The organism is Ferrimonas aestuarii, from assembly GCF_005116665.1.
In the GTDB taxonomy this organism is placed as follows: domain Bacteria; phylum Pseudomonadota; class Gammaproteobacteria; order Enterobacterales; family Shewanellaceae; genus Ferrimonas; species Ferrimonas aestuarii.
The window spans coordinates 72,469-90,856 of record NZ_SWCJ01000018.1; the positions used below are offsets into that span (position 1 = coordinate 72,469).

The window sequence follows — 18,388 nt, forward strand, 5'->3', positions numbered from 1 at the left end:
CTAATTCGTTATTGCTGCTCCTCTGAGTCTTTGGTCAATTTAACGTAAAACAGTGGTGTAAATAGCAGGCCGAACAGGGTTACCCCGATCATGCCGTAGAACACCGCAACGCCCATGGCTTGACGCATCTCAGCGCCTGCACCAGTAGCCAGTGCCAGCGGCACTACCCCAGCCGTAAAGGCGATGGAGGTCATCAAAATGGGCCTGAAACGCAGTCGACAGGCATCTAAAATGGCCGAAACGCGGTCCATTCCCTGTTGTTGCAACTCTCGGGCAAACTCCACCATCAAGATGGCGTTTTTCGCTGCTAGAGCCACCAATACAATTAACGCAATGCGGGTGAAAATGTTGTTATCACCGCCGACAATCCACACCCCTGCCAGTGCTGACAGCAGCGTCATCGGAACAATCAAGATGATCACTAGCGGCAGAGACCAGCTCTCGTAGGTCGCCGCCAGCACCAGAAATACCAAGGCCACCACCAGCGGGAACACGTACAACATGGTGTTGCCTGCCAAAATCTGCTGATAGGTCACCTCAGTCCACTCAAAGCTGATGCCATCAGGCAGGGTTTGCGCCAGCACCTCTTCGATGGCAACTTGCGCCTGATCTGAGCTGTATCCCGGCGCAGGACCACCGTTTAGCTCGGCGGTCACATAGCCGTTGTAGTGCATCACTCGATCAGGACCTGTGGTTGGCTCTACGCTCACCATGGCTCCGAGCGGCACCATATTGCCAGCCGCGTTACGTACCTTCATGCGCAGAATCTGCTCAGGGTCGAGTCTAAACTCAGCATCGGCCTGTGCATTCACCTGAAAGGTGCGCCCATAGGCATTAAAGTCGTTGATGTAACGAGAGCCTAAGTAGGTCTGCAGCGTGCCAAAGATCTGCTCTAGCGGTACGCCTTGCAGCAAGGCTTGCTCACGGTCGATGTTAATGTTCATCTGCGGCACCTGAATGCGGAAACTTGAGAACAGTCCGGTCAGTTCAGGGCGCTCGTTGGCCGCCTTAATGGTGGCATCCAGCGAGTCAAACAGGGCTTCAAAGCCTAAGTTGCGGCGATCTTCAATCTGCAACTTAAAGCCACCGGTGGTGCCCAACCCCAGAATGGGTGGTGGTGGGAATACCGCCACGAAAGCCTGATCAATCACGCTAAAGCGCTTGTTGAGCTCTGCAGTAATCGCTGGGCCGGAAAGCTCAGGCGCCTTACGATTGGCAAAGTCATCTAAGGTCACAAACACGATGCCGGCGTTACTGGCATTCGTAAAACCATTCACCGACAACCCAGGGAAAGCGATGGTGTGTGCCACCCCTGGGGTATTCAGGGAGATCTGCTCCATTTCACGGATCACCGCATCGGTACGATCCAAACTGGCGGCATCGGGCAGCTGCGCAATGGCCACTAAGTACTGCTTATCTTGAGTCGGCACAAAACCACCAGGCACCATATTGAACAACTGGCCAGTGGAACCAAGCAGTACCGCATACACCGCCAGTACTACGGCAGAGATGCGCAGAATGCGTTTTACTAGGTTGGTGTATCCGTTCGACAGGGCATCAAAGCCACGGTTAAAGGGCGCAAACACGGTTTTGCCTAAAATGCGATCTAACACTCGAGTGAGTAGATCCGGCTTGGCACCATGGGGTTTTAACAGCAGCGAAGCCATTGCCGGAGACAGCGTTAGCGAACAGAAAGCCGAGATCAGCGTCGAAATGGTAATGGTCAGAGCAAACTGCTTATAGAACTGACCTGACAAGCCCTCAATAAAGGCGGTCGGAATGAACACCGCACACAACACCAAAGAGATCGCAATAATGAGGCCGGTAACCTCGGTCATCGCTTTTTTGGTGGCTTCCACCGGCGACAGACCATCACCTATGTTACGCTCTACGTTCTCCACCACCACGATGGCATCATCCACCACAATGCCGATGGCAAGCACCAAGCCAAACAGCGACAAGGTGTTGATAGACAGCCCCATCATCTGCATGGCAGCAAAAGTACCAATAAGCGATACCGGCAGCGCCACCAGCGGAATAATCGCCGCGCGCCAGCTCTGCAGGAACAGAATCACCACGATAACCACCAAGGCAACCGCTTCCAGCAAGGTGCTGATCACCGCATCAATGGAGGCTCGCACAAACTGGGTTGGGTCGTAGAAGATGCCGTAGGTCACCCCTTCAGGGAAATCTTTGGCCAAATCGTCCATCACCTCACGCACCTGAGCCGACAGCTCAAGGGCGTTAGCACCGGGGCGCTGATTGATAGGCATGGCAACGGCGGTTTGACCATCGAGCATGGCGCGCAGGGCGTAGCTCTGCTCACCCAACTCGATACGAGCCACGTCACTCAAATAGGTCACCGCGCCCTGCTCACCCACTTTCACCACGATGCGCTCAAACTCTTCAACGCTGCTCAACCTGCCTTTGACGTTCAGCAGTACCTGAAACTTGCTCTCCTCAAGCGTCGGCTGCCCGCCTAAGGAACCCGCCGCCACCTGACGGTTTTGGTTCTGCACCGCAGCCACCACGTCATCGGCCGTTAGGTTACGGGCCGCCAACTCATCTGGGTTTAGCCACAGGCGCATGGAGTATTTGTCACCACCATAGATGCTGATCTGGCCCACTCCAGGCAGACGTGCCAGCTGGTTTTTGATGTTCATGTCGGCGTAGTTGGCCAAAAAGGCGATGGACTGGCTGTTGTCCGGCGAATAGAGGTGGACCACCATGGTCAGATCTGGCGATGCCTTTTGGGCCACTACCCCGAGGCGCTGAACCTCTTCAGGCAAGCGTGGCAGTGCGGCGTTCACCCGGTTTTGCACCTGCACCTGAGCTCGGTCAATGTCGGTACCAAGGGCAAAGGTCACGGTGAGCGTTAGCCGGCCATCGGCGGTGGCTTGGGAAGACATATACAGCATCTCCTCCACGCCGTTGATCTCCTGCTCCAGGGGCGTTGCCACTACCTCGGCAATCACCTCAGGGTTGGCACCGGGATAGGATGCAGCGACAACCACCGTAGGTGGCACCACTTCTGGGTATTCACTGATCGGTAGCTGTGGCAGTGAGAGTGCACCAATCATCAGGATGATCAGCGACAGTACCGACGCGAAGATCGGCCGCCGAATAAAAAAGTGGCTGATGTTCATTAAGCGTTCCCTTCTAACTTGGTGGCCGGCTGTTTGGCCACGGCCGCTTTAGGAAGGGTTAACACCACGGTTTCAGGGGTGATGGTCATGCCTGGCTGCACTCGAGCTGGGCCGTTGGCTGCGATACGCTCACCGGCATGCAGACCATCGGTCACCACACGCAGGCCGTTAACACGCTGGCCCAGTTTCACCTGACGATATTCAAGTACGTTGTCGGCGTTCACCACCAACACAAAACGATTGCTCAGTTCAGTTCCAATCGCTTGATCCGGAACTAGAATCTGAGTCTGCGCTTGCATTGGTGCCATGCGCACCCGCGCAAACGCGCCAGGTCGCAGTGCACGAGAATCCACATTGAAGGTGGCACGCACTCGCATGGTTCCTGTGGCGGCATTCACGTGGTTGTCAATAAAGTCCAACTGACCTAGATGGCTAAAGTCACTCTCGCCAGTAAGCTGCGCTTCAACCGGAAGCACATGCTCAGCCGCTTCGGCCGCGAACATCTTATTCCAGCGACGCTCATCCACATCAAAGTAGGCGTATACCCGCTCAGTGGATACCAATGAGGTTAATACGGTTTGGTTCGAGGTCACAGCATTGCCCGCAGTCACCTGTGCCAAGGACACGCGCCCATCGATGGGCGCACGAATGTCGGTGTAGCCGAGGTTTAAGCGCGCCGCTTCCAGCGCTGCGTCAATAGAAGCCAACTCCGCTTGGCGCTGCTGCGCCAAAAACTGACGCGACTCAGCCTCTTCCGTGGAGATGGCACGGCTAGACAGCAGCTGCTTGCTGCGGCGAGCTTCCGATTGGGACTGATTTAACGCAGCAATGGCGCGACGACGCTCCCCTTGCAGGCGCTCTACTTCAGCGGCAAACGGACGGGCATCAAGGCGCACAAGAAGGTCGCCCCGCTTAACGTCACTGCCCTCCTCAAAGACCACCTCTTCAATCACCCCAGTGACTCGAGGGCGCAGCAGCACTTGCTGAGGGGCTTGCAGTCGAGTGGTGAACTGTTGCCACTGAGCAACTTGAGTTTGGGCTACCTGTGCAACTTCGATAGTAAGCGCAGGCGCTGGGGCATTGGCTTGAGTTGGCTCGCTTTGGCAGCCCATCAAGGCTAAAGGCAACAAAGCTATAGAGAGTTTTGAAAGTCGCATCTGAGGTCTCCGGCGTGCTGTGGCGCCCTTATTGTTTGGGCGCTTAAATCCATAACTGTTGGTGATCGGGATCACTACAGTGGCTATGGCGGCACAAGATATCTCAGCGATTAGGTAGGGTAAATTTGTTATTCCCAAGCACTTTATTAGTCTAAAGCTAACAATCATTTGGTTGTAACTTAGAAGATAACGATTGAGAGACCCAAAATACCGATGGCTAAGCTTCGGTTTTAGCAGTCATTTCCCCCTCCTGAGCGTTGCGCAATTTCAAGAAATTGCCTGCTGCGGTTTATAAATGCTCAATTACTGACCCATTGAATTAGAAATCCAAGCGTGCTCTCGAAAGTCAGTATTCATCTATGAAACAATCTAATAAATCTAAAATTATCCGACACTTAAGCAGAGAGATATTGTGATCACTGTTACCGACTTGCCCCAACATTTTATGCCTCCCGCCATCGACCATCAGCGAGTTAAAGCTGCAGTTACCCTGCTTGAGCAGATTCTAGAAGATGATGACTTTTCACTGCTTGAGCAGTTCAATCAAGAGTATGTGGTAACCCCCCATACCTACCGCATGCTGGACGTTGAGTTTGACGACGTTGAACAGCATGAGGGCGAATTTGAATTGCTGGCGGCGCTGGTGATGATCCCAAGACCAACACCAGATGCTAAAAACGTGAGCTTTGAACAAGCCGTGCAACTGCTTGATTATCTGCATCAAGAGTACCGCGGTGTCCAACATGAGATGTTTAGTTCAGATGCGCAAAGCCCAGCCATTGACAAGACTCTCGAGCGGCAGGTCATTTCGGTCTATCTCAATCGTTTGTTGGATCAGCTTACCCAGCAGCACTGTATGATCATTGAAACTTTCGACTGCTACCCCTACCACCTCACTCATGTCCACTCAGATATTGAAACTCAAACTGAGTGTGCACTTGCCTACAAACAGCTCTCTAGCGCTCAAAAGCTGTGGCTGCATTTGAAACGTAAAAACATCGAGTTAAAAGATCAGCCCGCCGATCTTAAGATTTCACCACTTTGCATGGCCGTACTCGAAGACGCTTAACTCAGTTTTTCAGGGTCATGAAGTGAACTCGACAGCGGTGGCAAGAGTGAAAGCGGCCACAATATGAGGTTCGAGATCGCAATAAAAAACCGAAGCCTAAGCTTCGGTTTTTAATGTCACTTGATAAGCACATTAACTGGTGAGGTCGATGTTGTTCGCTTCAATCTGTGGCTCCTCTTCCTCTTTAACCTGATGCAGTTGCTGCACAAGGCGCTGACGTTTGCGCCAAAAGATAAGCGCGCCGCCACCAACCAACAACAATGCCAAATTAAAGCCGATCACCACAGATACCACCCGCACTTGAGCCGCCTCGTCCCGTTCCGCGATCTGCTGGCGCACCTGTTCGGCACGCTCTTGGGCTGACGGTGGCGGTGGCGGTGGTGGCGCTAAATAGAAACTCAGCTCAGGTAGAGTCAGGAAAAACTCCTCTCCGGCGGCGGTGGTGCCAACGGCTTCGCCATTAATCGAGTAACTTCCCAGCTGCATCACATTTTCCAGCTGAATCTGCTGCTGAGGTTGAGTCGGTGAAATGTTGAGATCGGTCACCATACCCGATGGCGAGCGCAGATGCAGGCTAAGATGCAACTCATTAGGCATCAACTCTTCAACATCCACCTCCACATTCAATTGATAATCCTCAGGAGCCACCCCCAGTATATCGGGAACCGACAAACGAAATGGCTGCGGCACAATCTCCAAGTCTTGCTCAATAATGCGGCTAAACACCTCATTACTGGCCTCCAACTTCAGATGATATAAGCCGGAAGGCTGATTGAAATTAAGGCTGGAGGTAAAGATGCCATCGTTGGGACGCTCATCGAGACTGGTACCGGTGTCGGTAAAGCCGCCAATTTTACGCACGCCGGCAGCGTAGTTTTCATCCCCTTGGCGGTTGGCACTGGAGAGCTGCACTTGCCAGCTCAGCATCTGATGAAAGTCTCGAATGGCTAGGCGCTGATCGTCCCCTTCAATGGCCGCTGTTAATTTGATTCGCTGACCACGAAATACCCGAGCCGGCAGAGGGTCGAGCTCTAAAGTAACGTCGCTAATAAGCAGGATTTTACTGTGCTTGCTGACCTCGCCAATCAACTGCCACGGACCCGGCGTTGGATTGGGGATCTTAATCATGTCGCCGGAATAACCTTTGGTCCACTTCAGCTCAGGAGGGTGGCGATGGGCATACCATTTGCTGCCATCGGGCTGAACGATGATCACCGGGTCGCTGTTGGGCTCTCGCTGAATCAGCAGGGTGATCACATCGATGCCATAATCCACCCGAAAGCGATTATCCAGCAGTTTGAGCGTTTGCGGCGACACCGTCTTGGCCAAAACAGCGCCGCTGAACCACAGGCACAGAAACGGGATGACCCCTTTCACTAGCCAACTCTTCATTGATTACTCTCGCATCCAGATTGGATCACTCACCAACTCCATCCGTTTATGGTGCCTCTCTATATCATCGGCACCAGCTCGAATCACTTTAAGGGGACGACGAGAAGAATCGAGGCGAATGATGCCGCCATTGTCACCATCGGCGCCAGAAGCCAACTCCAGCGCCTTCTGGCCGCCGGTCATAAACAGGTAAACGTCTGCCAGAATCTCGGAATCGAGCAGTGCCCCGTGAAGAGTTCGGTGGCTGTTATCAATGCCATAGAAACGGCACAACGCATCCAAGTTCAGGTTGCCCTGAATCTCACCCTTGCTCTTTTTCTCTCTGGCCAGTTGCAGAGTATCGGTAATGACACAGTGATCTTCAATGGTGTCTTTGCGGCCCAGCAGCTCAAGCTCATAGTTAATGAAGCCGGTATCGAACGACGCGTTGTGTGCAATGAGTTCAGCGCCTTTGACGAACGCCAGAAAGTCCTCAATCACCTCATGGAACATCGGCTTATCAACCAAAAACTCATCGGTAATGCCGTGAACTTCGATCGCCTCTTCATCGACAGCTCGGTCTGGCTTAATGAAAACGTGGTAGTTTTTGCCGGTAATTTTACGGTCGATCATCTCCACACAGCCGATCTCAATCAGCTTGTGGCCTAGATAGTGCGGGCCAGCATCTTGGTTCATACCCGTGGTTTCGGTATCGAACACAATTTGGCGAACTGGGGTGTGGGTCTCTGTCATAATCCTGATTTGGCAATGAATTGCGATATACTGCGCGAGTTTAACGCTCATGGTACCAATTATATGACTCAACGAAAATCGGTAACGCTGTTTACTGACGGCTCCTGTCTTGGAAATCCTGGCCCAGGGGGCTACGGCGTATTGATGCGCTACAAACAGCACACCAAGGAGTTGAGTGGCGGTTTCGCCCTAACCACCAATAATCGCATGGAGATGCTGGCCGCCATTGTCGCCATTGAAAGCCTAACCATCCCTTGCAACATCGATCTGCACACGGATAGCCAATATTTAAGGCAGGGGATCACCCAGTGGATTCACGGCTGGAAACGCCGTGGTTGGGTGACCGCCAGCAAACAACCGGTGAAAAATGTCGACCTTTGGCAGCGTCTGGACGCCGCCATCACCGAACACAACATCCAATGGCACTGGGTCAAAGGGCACTCAGGCCACCCAGAGAACGAACGGGTAGACGACTTGGCTAGAGAGGCAGCCGGAGGCAATCATCTACCCAAAGATGAGGGCTACAAAGCCAGTTAACCGTTTTTAGTCTGACGGTGCTGCTTCGCGGCACCGCGCCCTAATGCAGCAGGAGCCACCACTAAGCGCTTTCGAGGCCGCCACAATGGTTTCGCCGGCGTCAGCGGTGCCGCCAGCTTTCTGGCCACCAACATGTACACCGAGCCGCTAGCAGGAAGGTACTGATGCAACATCTGCTGTGGCCAAACAAATTTATCTGGCGACCAGAGAAAACTGCTGAACGCCAAAGGCTCTTCGCCCACCACCTGATACCCAAGCAGACCAAGCCAGTCTTTCACCCGATTCGGAGTAAACAGGCGTCCATTCCATGGCGGCTTACTTCGATGGGTTGGCGACGCTAGCCCAAGAGCCAAGGGGCTTAGCGGGTTATAGCTCACAATGACCATGTGCCCCCCCTCCACTAAGATGCGATCCGCTTCACGAAGCACTTGATGGGGGTCTTGATGAAAATCCAGCACCAAAGGCAATACGCAGGCATCGACGGTGCGGCAGCGGATCGGCAAAGCTTCAAGCTCTGCATAAGCATCGCCAGCATCGGCGCTAATCACCAATTGATGGCGTATTGGGCTTAAACTGGCATTCAAACTGGTGGCCAGAGGTCCAAGTTTAACCATATGGTAACCAAAGAGTTTCGGCCACCAAGGATCCAAGCCTGCCGCCACCTGCTGCAATAGCCACTCTCCCCAAGGCAGTTGCTGCCAACTGGTGGGCATAGGGACGGGAATATGACTGAGTGCCGGGCGCATCGCTCTCCTAGGGTGCTGATGGTCACCCCTTAAAGATACCGACTAACGGCCCAGGTCGCCAGCAGCAAATCAACACCGATATAACCTAAGACCGATAGTTCTTTGAGTTGTCATTTTTCCATCATACACTGGCAGTTATGTTCACTTTGGAGTGCAACCATGCTCTCGATTAGCCCCATTCGCGCCTTTAACGATAACTACATTTGGTGCCTATCAAACGGCACCAATGCTTGGGTAGTCGATCCTGGGGATGCCGCGCCGGTACTGACCTTTTTAGACAAGAACGAACTTTCCCTAAAAGGGGTGCTGGTGACTCACCACCACGCCGATCACACCGGCGGCATTGAGGCTTTGGTTGCCGCCATGCCTGAACTCACTGTGTTTGCCCCTAGAGGCACAAGGTATTCCGGTCCGGCGACCTTGGTGAACGACGGGCAAATACTAGAGCTTTCAGGGCTGGATCAGCGTGCTTTGGTCTGTTTCTGTCCAGGGCATACCCTAGATCATTGCGCCTACCAAGTTGGTAATCACCTATTCTGTGGCGACACGCTGTTCAGTGGTGGCTGTGGCCGCCTATTTGAAGGTAGCCCAAGTCAGATGCATGACTCCCTTGCCAAACTTCGCGATCTGGGTGCCAGTAACCTGCTTTATCCCACTCACGAATACACTTTGGCCAATCTGGAATTTGCATTGGCGGTGGAGCCTCAAAACCAGCAGCTGCACGCCTATCAGCAGAAATGTCGCAAGCTGCGCAATGACGACATAGCGACCCTGCCAACCACCATGGCCCAAGAGTTAGCCATTAATCCGTTTTTGCGTACCCACCTACCAGAATTACAGCAATCGGCAGCTGCACACAGCGGTGCGCCCTGTACCGACTCACTAGAGTGCTTCACACAATTGCGTGCTTGGAAAGACAATTTCTAGCAAACAGGGTACAATCCCGTCTTCCAAACGCCTGGCGCAGCCTTAGGACTGCGCCTTTTTGTTGGTTAAAGAGACGGTAATTACTTAATGAAAGCCAAACTTTCTGCCCTGTCACTCGCCCTCATTTTATCTGGGTGTCAAACCCTGAATGAGCAGGCAATGTCTGAGCCAGATACGGCAAATGCTCAGCCTCAGCCTGAGCAAGTGGTTGTAGATGACCAGCCTTCAGAGCAGGAAGCTCAACTTGACGTTGCCCTGCCACCGAAAGATCTGTGGGAGCGAATCGGCAACCAGATGCAGCTCGACGTACCAGATAACAAACGCATTGAGCGATTCCGAAAATGGTACAAAGCGAATCCTAAGCACCTTGAAATTGTTTCCCAGCGAGCAGAGCCCTACCTCTACCTTATTGTTGAAGAGGTAGAGCGACGTGGTCTGCCGATGGAGCTCGCGTTATTGCCGGTCGTCGAAAGCTCTTTCGATGCCTTTGCATACAGCCATGGCGCTGCCGCAGGACTGTGGCAGTTTACCAGCCCTATGGGCAAACACTTTGGCTTGAAGCAAAACTGGTGGTATGACGGCCGTCGTGACGTCCCTGCTGCGACCGTTGCGGCGCTGGATATGATGGAGTACTTGTACAACAAGTTAGACAACAACTGGTTGTATGCTCTCGCAGCCTACAACACTGGTGAAGGCCGAGTATTTCGCGCGATTAAGAAAAACAAGGCCGCTGGTAAACCTACCGATTTCTGGTCATTGAAACTGCCCAAAGAGACCGAGCGCTACGTGCCACAATTGCTGGCTGCTGCGGATGCAGTTCGAAATGCGCAGGCGTACGGCATCAACTTAAGCCCCATTGCGAATGAGCCCGTCGTTCGTCAGATCGAAATTGGCAGTCAAATTGACTTAGCCTTGGCGGCAGACATGGCCGACATGTCGGTTTCAGATTTGCACCGCTTGAACCCAGGCTACAACCGCTGGGCGACGGCACCGGATGGTCCGCATACTCTGCTGCTGCCGCTGGATAAAGCCGATGGCTTTGAAACTGCGCTAGCGGATACCGACTCCACCGAGCGCGTCAGTTGGTTACGATACAAAGTGAAACCTGGCGATTCCTTAAGCGTGATTGCTAAACGCTATCACACTCGTGTTGGCACCATTCAGTCAGTCAATGACATCAAGGGCAATATGATCAAGGTGGGGCAACATCTATTGATTCCCGTTGCCGCCAAAGATCCTGAGCTGTATCCGTTTAGCGCCGATCAGCGTTTGGCTCGCAAGCAGTCCACCAAACGTGCCGACTACAAGCTAGAGCATCAGGTGAAATCCGGTGAATCTTTGTGGACCATCGCTCGAGCCAACAACGTCAAGGTATCACAACTGGCAAGCTGGAACTCCATCGCTCCGAAAGACACCATCCGCCCTGGGCAGAAGTTGGTGATCTGGGTAAATCGCATCAGCGAGAAACAGGACAAAACCTCGGTAATGCGCCAGATAAGCTACAAGGTTCGCAATGGTGACTCATTAGCGCGCATCGCCAAGAAGTTCAGTGTTTCCGTATCTGATCTGGTTCGTTGGAACCAACTGCAAGGGCAAAAATACATCCAGCCAGGCCAAGGCTTGACGCTGTATGTGGATGTCACCAAGATCAATAGCTAATACCACCCGCATCATTAACCAAACAGAAAGCCAGCGATTGCTGGCTTTTTTAGTTTCAAGTCACCGAAAAAGCACGGTTTCTCGGCTAAACCAGCGAGCGCAACACCAAAGCAGCAGCGACGCAAGAATCAGATTTGACGCGAACACATAGGATAGATCGCCATAATTGATGGTGCCCTTAAGTAGCTCCTTAATCGCCAGCGACACATTAAACAGGGGGTACCATGCGTTGGTTGCATCCAATTTCGCGCCGGGCATCATGGCGATCATCGCCGGAATGATCACCGCTATCTGCAGTGCTCCCATGTAGTTCTGCCCCTCTTTATAACTACTGGCAAAGATACTCACTGCCAACAAAATGGCAGCGAACACCCCAGCAATGGGCAGCAGCAACAGTAATAACAGCGCAATATCCAGAGGCGAAATCATCGCTGCCAACGTTAAAAACAGCGATAAGTTAAGCACTGATCCCACCACCAACAGCCAGATAAAGCTACTGGCAAGGGTTAGCAGCGCCAGCAGCATCGATGTTGTGGCAATCACCAAAAACTTCCCCACCACCAAAGTGGTTCTTGGCTGAGGCACCATCAGCAGAGTTTCTAAAGTGCCCCGCTCCTTCTCACCGGCACCGATGTCCAGTGCCGGTAGCATGGCTCCCATCATGCAAAGAAACAGCAGCAAATAAGGTAAAACGCTACCGACCCGGCTTCCCACATGTTGTCGCTGTGCTGCCACGCCCACTTTTTCAACCAGCAGAGGGTTAAAAATACGCTGCTGCACCTCGGACTCAATGCCATGATGGTTCAGATAAAGAGTGAGCCAATTATCACTGAGTACAGTCAGTTGCTGCTGAATTCGGGCGAACTGACCGTGATCGTCGGTTTGATCCACATACAGCTGCCAGCGACTTTGGTTTGCCTGAACGGGGTCAAAACTGGGATGAAGATGAAGGGCGAAATCCAACCGCCCTTGAGACACCAGCTGCTGAAGGTCGCCGCTTTCCTCTTCGATAAACTCGGTATCCACCAAGGTATTTAGCGCTTTCACCACGTCGGTTTTCCATGGCTCTGGCCCAGCAACACTAAACTGCAGCACCTCAGCTTGTTTTGCTGACAGCATCTGATATCCCATCAGACCGGTGACCAAAATCAGAGTCGGCAAAATCACCGTCGGAAACAGCACGATGAAGATCATGGTCTTACGGTCTCTAAGCACCTCTTTTAGCTCTTTGCGCCAAATGTGGCCTATCACCCTGCTACCTCCGCTTGAGCACGTTTCTGCCTTTCTACGAAAGCCATACGCAGCGCTTCGGTGTCTCTGCTGCCTGCAAACTCCTCCAATGTGCCTTCGAAAACGCAGTGACCGTACAGAATAATTGCCACGCGATCACAGAGTAAACTGACCTCTTCGAGACGATGAGTCGAGAAAATTACTGGCCGATTCTGCGTTTTTTGACTATCTATAAAGTCAAGCACCGCTTGGGCAGACATGATGTCTAGCCCTGTCGTTGGCTCATCGAGTATAACGACGTCGGGCTGATGGATAACCGCCCGAGCGATGCTGGCTCTTTGATTCATGCCTAGGGACAACTCCCCCACCTTACGCTGCAAAAACGGCTCAAGCTCCAATTGCTCGGAAAGCTCGCTGATACGTTGAGCCACCTTCGCTTCAGATAGCCCATACAACACCCCAAAATAGTGCAGATTCTCCTCCACGGTAAAGCGCTGATACAACGAGGTGCTGGCCGAAAGAAACCCGATCTGATGGCGCATCTGTTCCGGTTGGTGCTGCCAGTCTTGACCGCCAATCTCAATGCGCCCCCGATCTGGGGTTAATACACCTGAGAGCATTCTTAATACCGTCGTTTTTCCGGCGCCGTTGGGGCCAAGCAGCCCTAACACCTCACCAGAGCGAGTCTGAAAACTCACATCACGAACAGAATAGAAGTAGTGGCCGTCTAAGCGTGGATCCTGCCGTTTGCAGGAAGAGAGGGGTTTGGATTTTGGAACTCGAAATCGCTTCGCTAGATGCTCAACAACAATCACCGTGTCTCCTACAACCGGATAACTGACTGAGCTATAAACTATAGACGCTGTTTGGCCTTTAGGTGGCTAAAGAGGAGGCTGGGCGCCTCCTCTTCCATTGGCTAGGCCACTTGCTCTTGAGTGTCTGCCACTCTGGCGGCCAGAATCATGTCTGCGGCTTTCTCACCTATCACCATGGACGGCGCGTTGGTATTACCGCTAATTAGGGTCGGCATGATGGATGCGTCCACGACCCTTAGCCCCTCAAGACCATGAACTCGAAGTTCATCATCCACAACCGCCATCTCATCATTGCCCATTTTGCAGGTGCCTACCGGATGGTAGATGTTGTTGGCCTTAGCGCGGATAAACTGCTCCAACTCCTGATCGGAAGCCGGTTCCTGCTTTGGAATGATGCTGTAGGAGAGCCGCTGAGCCAGAGAGGGGGCACTGACGATCTCATCCAACTTACGCAGCCCCGCTTTTAGGGTGTCCATATCTCTTGAATCACTCAACATATTCAGGTCGATAATGGGGTCAGCGGTAGGATCTGAAGATGCCAAGCTCACGCTGCCACGGCTATATGGACGAAGCACACAGGTATGAATGCTGGCGCCATAGCTCAGGTTGTAACGCAGGCTACGACCATGATCATCCATCGCCGCAGGGACAAAGTGGTATTGAATATCCGGACGCTCTACGTCCTCGCTGCTTCGCACAAAAGCCCCTGACTCCGCCATGGTTGAGGCTAAGAATCCGCGACGATGAATCACGTAGTTAACGGCGTCTTTAGCCAGATGCCAGATCCCTTTCGGGCGGAACATGGCGATGGCACTATTGGTTTTGTCTTTCCAAACCCGAACCACGTCTACGTGCTCTTGCAGATTTTCTCCAACGCCCGGAAGTTCATGGACTTGTTCAATACCGTGCTCATCCAGCTTTGCCTTGGGGCCAACCCCTGAAAGCAGCAGCAGCTGAGGAGAACCGAAGGCGCCACCGGAAAGGATAACTTCGGTCTCAGCCGTAGCGCTGTGCCTCAGACCTTTAATAAGGTACTCAACGCCTACGGCTTTTTTGCCTTCAAACACCACTTTGGCGGTGGTCGCGCCAGTTATCACGGTAAGGTTAGGCCGATTCATAACAGGGGTTAAGTACGCGGCTGCGGCGCTATGACGCTGCCCGTCTTTCTGAGTGGTTTGATACCAGCCAATCCCCTCTTGCGCCGCACCATTAAAGTCTGGATTAAACGGCACCCCCGCTTCGGTACCGGCTTTAATAAAATCTGCAGAAATAGGCTGATTGCTGCGACCGTTAGCCACATTGAGTGGCCCCCCAACGCCATGATACTCACTGGCGCCCCGCTCTTGGTGCTGGCTGCGCTTAAAATAGGGAAGCAGCTCGTCGAAAGACCAGCCTTTGTTACCCTGTTCAGCCCAAAGATCATAGTCTTGACGCTGCCCACGGATATACAACATGCCGTTGATGGCGCTGCTGCCCCCTAAGGCTTTGCCTCTTGGACAGAAGATGGCGCGATTGTTTAAGGTTCTTTGATTCAGCGCGTTGTAGCACCAATTGAAGGTGCCAAAAATGAGCGAAATAATCAGCCCCGCTGGCGTTTTAATAATGGGGGAATCGCCGGAGCCTCCAGCTTCCAACAGTAATACGTTCACCTCAGGATCTTGCGAAAGACGATTGGCTAACGCACAACCGGATGACCCCGCTCCAACGATGATGTAATCAAAGGTTTTCATCTGCACCTCTCTCCTTGTTCGGCGTCCGCTGCGTCATTTACGCTCATTGTCTGCAGGACATTAACCAAACATGAATGCCATAAAAGTTTTACCCTAACGCAATCATAACGACCAAATATGGTAGTAACGCTCTCAATTATGGTCAAAATACGACAAATTTGCTGCATAAAAATACCATCTAGCGTTCATGCTTGTTGGGAAATCGAAGAGGCGATCAAAAAAGGCGCCTTAAGCGCCTTTAACCGAGAACATCAAAAATTGTGACTTCACTTGTTGTAGGGTTTCCCCATGCACAGGCGCACAAAGCCATAGCCTTGGCGGTAGCACGCCCACAACCAGAATACGCCAGCGGGCCACCAGATATCCCAAAACGTCGCTGACGCCCACGAGATAGGAATCAACGCCATGGACACCAGATTCACCTGAATCAAACTGTTGAAGTGATCTTCAAATACGCTTTGATATGCTTCGGACTTTTTCAAATGCGCCCACACACCACCGCCAAACCAGAGTATTGAGCAAAACAACCAAAACCAAGAGTGCACCGTACACATGATGGCAATCAGCAGTGGCATTACCACCAAAAGGTAGCTTATCTGGGCATCGAGTCTCGCCATCTCATCCCGCTGGGGAAATGGCAGCAATGTATCGTCATTATCGAAGGGTTCAATTGACATGCTACCTCCTTGTAGCTTGCGCGTCCCTTTGTATCATTGCTCAACGTTAGCTATATCTTCTTTCTAATTCAAACACTTCCAAATGAATGGGCCTCACTTAAGAGATCGCTTACAGACACATTGGTCACATGTCCATTTCCACCATACGAAATTACATCTGCCGACAACGTCGACGGAACTCTCCAGGGGTTTCCCCTTGCCAACGCTTAAACGCTTTGCAGAAATTACTCTGGTCTTGAAACCCAAGACTCATGGCAATGTCCACCATGCTCTTCTCCGGCATGCTGAGGTATCGGCAGGCCATGTCGGTTCTCACCTGCTGCAGCAGTTCACTAAAACGATACCCCTGCTGCTTCAGCTTACGTTGCAGGTGCCTCGGGGTGATCTTTAACTGCTCCGCCACCATCTGTTGATGGGGCTCGCCACTGGAGAGCGATTCGCTAATGAGCCTAGTGACCTGATTAACAATGCTCTGTTTTCCTAGCTGCTCGAGCTCATCAAGGGCAAGGTTTTCACTGGCTTGCGCCAAGGAGGGGTTCCAGTATGGGTTTTGAATGCGCGCTTCGAAGAGATCAAACACAAAACCGTCTTTCTGCGCGCCGTATATGGTATCAAAAGGAAGGTACTTTGCTAATTGAGCCGCCTGCTGTTCCCCTGGATAGTCTCGACGCAATTCGAGACGAACCACGCCTTGCGGCCTAACCAAACCATTGTTGATCATCGCCAAAACAGGAATAAACGCGCTATTCATCGCTTCATTGGGGAAGTGCTGCTGCTCCTGCTCAATCACCTTAAAACTGAGCCTTAACTCATTAGGGGCGTAATCGGTTTCGATTACGATGGCATCGCAAAGCAGCGGCGAGATCCGGCACATCCGTTGGCATGCCTCTTCCAAATTACGACTGGCAAGCGTAGCCGTCGCCAAGGTATCTCCTTGAAGCGGGGAAGCAGACTGCTGCATCTCCAACCCGATAAGCGGATTTCCTGTGAGTTTTGCGGCTTGAATCCAGATCCCTGCCACCTGTGAAACTGGCAGACGCGTTCCCGGAACAAAAATCTGATCAACATCGAGGCCCGATTCGAGAAACAATTGCCGCGAATCAAACCCTTGCGCATCCAAATAATCCATCAACGGTCTAAACCAAACCGCCAGCACTGTGGCTTGAGATCTCATACCCAACCTCAGCTGCTCAGCTAACGCAGCTCTTTACGCCCGGCTCAACCGAGACTTATTCACTATTTTATTATTTGTGCTGCCTGCAAACTAAGACAGAGCAAGCAGCAGCTTGGTTTTAACATGCCGACTCACAGCACAATACGCAACCACTTTGGTAGAGCATTAACTTTAAAAACAGTCACTTAGTTGAATTCATTCAGAGGCCAAATGGATAAATCTCATCGAAATCAGAACGATAGGAATGAGGTCTTACCAGAGATGTAAGATGCCATATTTAAGAACTACAAAACCATTAAACATCAAACTACTGGTTTTGTTCTCGAAACTCCGCCGGCGTACAGCCAACCCACTTTTTAAAATTTCGGTAAAATACCGATGGCTCGGAGTAACCAAGTTGCTCGGCGATGCCACTGATTGGGTCTTGAGTGTGAAGCAGCAAACGAATCGCTCGGCCACGGCGAACCTTATCCTTTAACTGCAAGAAGTGATGCCCTTCCCGCTTTAATCGGCGCCCCAATGTCGCCACACTGACATTAAAGTATTGCGCCACCGCGTCCTGATTCACCTCTTCAAGCTCAGGCTGTTGCTCTAAAAACTGCTTTACTTGAGCACTGACGGAGTCATCAGAACGATACAGCGTCAATAGCTGCTCTGGGCTGTTGGCTAAAAAAGGTGTCAAACTCTCCGGCGTTTGTTTGATGGGCTGCTGCAGATACTGAATCGGGATAACCAACTCCGTTTCTGGCGCATTAAACTCCACCGGAGCCTGCAACATATTGGGTATCAAGTGACCAAATTCAGATTCCGGAAACGCAAAGCTCACTCGGCTAAGCAAAATGGGGGAATCCACCATCCAGGCTGACCAGCGATGAAGAATGACCGCCAGGCTTAAATGAAAAAACGCGTCATCAATGCCCGTTGCCCCACTCATTCTAAGCTGTAACTTGGCCTCCTCCCCCTGCTCCACCAATCGCCATTGATATTGTTCGGAAAGCAGGGAGAAAAACGCCATGGCTCGAAGCAATACACGACGCAGGTTATGGCAATGAATACAGGCATGGCACAGCATCCGAAAACTGCCCACTCGCAAAGGACGAATGGCGTAGCCGGAGGACTCATCGTCAAGCGCTCGCCAGAGACCTCGAAGCAGTTTCGCATAGCTAGAGCCTGCTAAGCCTTGCCCAGCTTTAAGCTGACCCCAGCTTTGATTGTATGGGCGCAGTAGCTCATCCACATCAACCCCAGCGGTTTTGGCTGCTTTTAGTGCTGCCATCACTAGCTCAGGAGCTACCTCAACCTGTTTCTGTTTGCTGCACTCCATTTGCTACCATTCCTTGGTTTTCAGCCACAAACAACAGCCTACCACAGCAAACTGGGTTGAGGGTACAGCGCCA

Annotated in this window: 15 protein-coding genes; 4 read left to right on the top strand and 11 right to left on the bottom strand. The window is 52.1% G+C overall.

Annotated features, from left to right (window positions below; all coding sequences use genetic code 11):
* Positions 1-8: 8 nt before the first annotated feature.
* Positions 9-3,146: an efflux RND transporter permease subunit gene (locus FCL42_RS17835; protein ID WP_136864789.1), complete on the bottom strand. Its 3,138-nt coding sequence runs from the start codon at positions 3,144-3,146 to the stop codon at positions 9-11.
* Positions 3,146-4,303, bottom strand: coding sequence for an efflux RND transporter periplasmic adaptor subunit (locus tag FCL42_RS17840; RefSeq protein WP_169308441.1), 1,158 nt, complete (start codon positions 4,301-4,303; stop codon positions 3,146-3,148). The genes FCL42_RS17835 and FCL42_RS17840 overlap by 1 nt, the downstream gene beginning before the upstream one ends.
* A 412-nt stretch (positions 4,304-4,715) precedes the next feature.
* Between FCL42_RS17840 and FCL42_RS17845 the strand changes: the two genes are divergently transcribed.
* Positions 4,716-5,372, top strand: a complete 657-nt coding sequence (locus FCL42_RS17845; protein ID WP_136864791.1) for a hypothetical protein — start codon at positions 4,716-4,718, stop codon at positions 5,370-5,372.
* Between the two features lie 132 nt (positions 5,373-5,504).
* On the opposite strand, the gene FCL42_RS17850 is transcribed toward FCL42_RS17845, so the two are convergent.
* Positions 5,505-6,764 (bottom strand): TIGR03503 family protein, encoded by a 1,260-nt coding sequence (locus FCL42_RS17850; RefSeq protein WP_136864792.1) that lies wholly within the window; start codon positions 6,762-6,764, stop codon positions 5,505-5,507.
* 3 nt (positions 6,765-6,767) lie between these two features.
* Positions 6,768-7,496, bottom strand: coding sequence for a DNA polymerase III subunit epsilon (dnaQ, locus tag FCL42_RS17855; protein ID WP_169308442.1), 729 nt, complete (start codon positions 7,494-7,496; stop codon positions 6,768-6,770).
* Positions 7,497-7,559: 63 nt separating this feature from the next.
* Here dnaQ and rnhA point away from each other — a divergent pair, with 63 nt between their 5' ends.
* Positions 7,560-8,033 carry a ribonuclease HI gene (gene rnhA / locus FCL42_RS17860; RefSeq protein WP_136864793.1) on the top strand — a complete coding sequence of 158 codons (474 nt, stop codon included), beginning with the start codon at positions 7,560-7,562 and terminating at the stop codon, positions 8,031-8,033.
* On the opposite strand, the gene FCL42_RS17865 is transcribed toward rnhA, so the two are convergent.
* Positions 8,030-8,779 carry a class I SAM-dependent methyltransferase gene (locus tag FCL42_RS17865; RefSeq protein ID WP_136864794.1) on the bottom strand — a complete coding sequence of 250 codons (750 nt, stop codon included), beginning with the start codon at positions 8,777-8,779 and terminating at the stop codon, positions 8,030-8,032. The genes rnhA and FCL42_RS17865 overlap by 4 nt on opposite strands.
* A 159-nt stretch (positions 8,780-8,938) precedes the next feature.
* Here FCL42_RS17865 and gloB point away from each other — a divergent pair, with 159 nt between their 5' ends.
* Together gloB and FCL42_RS17875 are read left to right on the top strand one after the other, a co-directional pair.
* The gene (gloB, locus tag FCL42_RS17870; protein ID WP_136864795.1) at positions 8,939-9,706 is read left to right on the top strand and encodes a hydroxyacylglutathione hydrolase; all 768 of its coding nucleotides are present in this window, start codon (positions 8,939-8,941) and stop codon (positions 9,704-9,706) included.
* An 87-nt stretch (positions 9,707-9,793) separates the two neighbouring features.
* On the top strand, positions 9,794-11,365 hold the full coding sequence (locus tag FCL42_RS17875) for a lytic transglycosylase (RefSeq protein ID WP_136864796.1): 1,572 nt from the start codon (positions 9,794-9,796) through the stop codon (positions 11,363-11,365).
* Between the two features lie 60 nt (positions 11,366-11,425).
* On the opposite strand, the gene FCL42_RS17880 is transcribed toward FCL42_RS17875, so the two are convergent.
* The 6 genes from FCL42_RS17880 to FCL42_RS17905 form a co-directional block, all read right to left on the bottom strand.
* A complete protein-coding gene (locus tag FCL42_RS17880; RefSeq protein ID WP_136864797.1) occupies positions 11,426-12,616 on the bottom strand; it encodes an ABC transporter permease subunit in 1,191 nt (396 codons plus the stop codon).
* Positions 12,613-13,410: an ABC transporter ATP-binding protein gene (locus FCL42_RS17885; RefSeq protein WP_136864798.1), complete on the bottom strand. Its 798-nt coding sequence runs from the start codon at positions 13,408-13,410 to the stop codon at positions 12,613-12,615. Before FCL42_RS17885 ends, FCL42_RS17880 begins: the two co-directional genes overlap by 4 nt.
* A gap of 101 nt (positions 13,411-13,511) precedes the next feature.
* Positions 13,512-15,140 (bottom strand): GMC family oxidoreductase, encoded by a 1,629-nt coding sequence (locus tag FCL42_RS17890; RefSeq protein ID WP_136864799.1) that lies wholly within the window; start codon positions 15,138-15,140, stop codon positions 13,512-13,514.
* 266 nt (positions 15,141-15,406) lie between these two features.
* On the bottom strand, positions 15,407-15,817 hold the full coding sequence (locus FCL42_RS17895; RefSeq protein WP_136864800.1) for a hypothetical protein: 411 nt from the start codon (positions 15,815-15,817) through the stop codon (positions 15,407-15,409).
* A 151-nt stretch (positions 15,818-15,968) separates the two neighbouring features.
* On the bottom strand, positions 15,969-16,991 hold the full coding sequence (locus FCL42_RS17900) for an AraC family transcriptional regulator (protein ID WP_136864801.1): 1,023 nt from the start codon (positions 16,989-16,991) through the stop codon (positions 15,969-15,971).
* A 307-nt stretch (positions 16,992-17,298) separates the two neighbouring features.
* Positions 17,299-18,315 carry a helix-turn-helix domain-containing protein gene (locus tag FCL42_RS17905; protein ID WP_136864802.1) on the bottom strand — a complete coding sequence of 339 codons (1,017 nt, stop codon included), beginning with the start codon at positions 18,313-18,315 and terminating at the stop codon, positions 17,299-17,301.
* Positions 18,316-18,388: the final 73 nt, after the last annotated feature.

Excerpts from the sequence above, each read along its gene's own strand:
- FCL42_RS17835 (WP_136864789.1), bottom strand. The coding sequence starts at position 3,146 with ATGAACATCAGCCACTTTTTTATTCGGCGGCCGATCTTCGCGTCGGTA.
- FCL42_RS17840 (WP_169308441.1), bottom strand. The coding sequence starts at position 4,303 with ATGCGACTTTCAAAACTCTCTATAGCTTTGTTGCCTTTAGCCTTGATG.
- FCL42_RS17850 (WP_136864792.1), bottom strand. The coding sequence starts at position 6,764 with ATGAAGAGTTGGCTAGTGAAAGGGGTCATCCCGTTTCTGTGCCTGTGG.
- dnaQ (WP_169308442.1), bottom strand. The coding sequence starts at position 7,496 with ATGACAGAGACCCACACCCCAGTTCGCCAAATTGTGTTCGATACCGAA.
- rnhA (WP_136864793.1), top strand. The coding sequence starts at position 7,560 with ATGACTCAACGAAAATCGGTAACGCTGTTTACTGACGGCTCCTGTCTT.
- FCL42_RS17865 (WP_136864794.1), bottom strand. The coding sequence starts at position 8,779 with ATGCGCCCGGCACTCAGTCATATTCCCGTCCCTATGCCCACCAGTTGG.
- gloB (WP_136864795.1), top strand. The coding sequence starts at position 8,939 with ATGCTCTCGATTAGCCCCATTCGCGCCTTTAACGATAACTACATTTGG.
- FCL42_RS17875 (WP_136864796.1), top strand. The coding sequence starts at position 9,794 with ATGAAAGCCAAACTTTCTGCCCTGTCACTCGCCCTCATTTTATCTGGG.
- FCL42_RS17890 (WP_136864799.1), bottom strand. The coding sequence starts at position 15,140 with ATGAAAACCTTTGATTACATCATCGTTGGAGCGGGGTCATCCGGTTGT.
- FCL42_RS17895 (WP_136864800.1), bottom strand. The coding sequence starts at position 15,817 with ATGTCAATTGAACCCTTCGATAATGACGATACATTGCTGCCATTTCCC.
- FCL42_RS17900 (WP_136864801.1), bottom strand. The coding sequence starts at position 16,991 with ATGAGATCTCAAGCCACAGTGCTGGCGGTTTGGTTTAGACCGTTGATG.
- FCL42_RS17905 (WP_136864802.1), bottom strand. The coding sequence starts at position 18,315 with ATGGAGTGCAGCAAACAGAAACAGGTTGAGGTAGCTCCTGAGCTAGTG.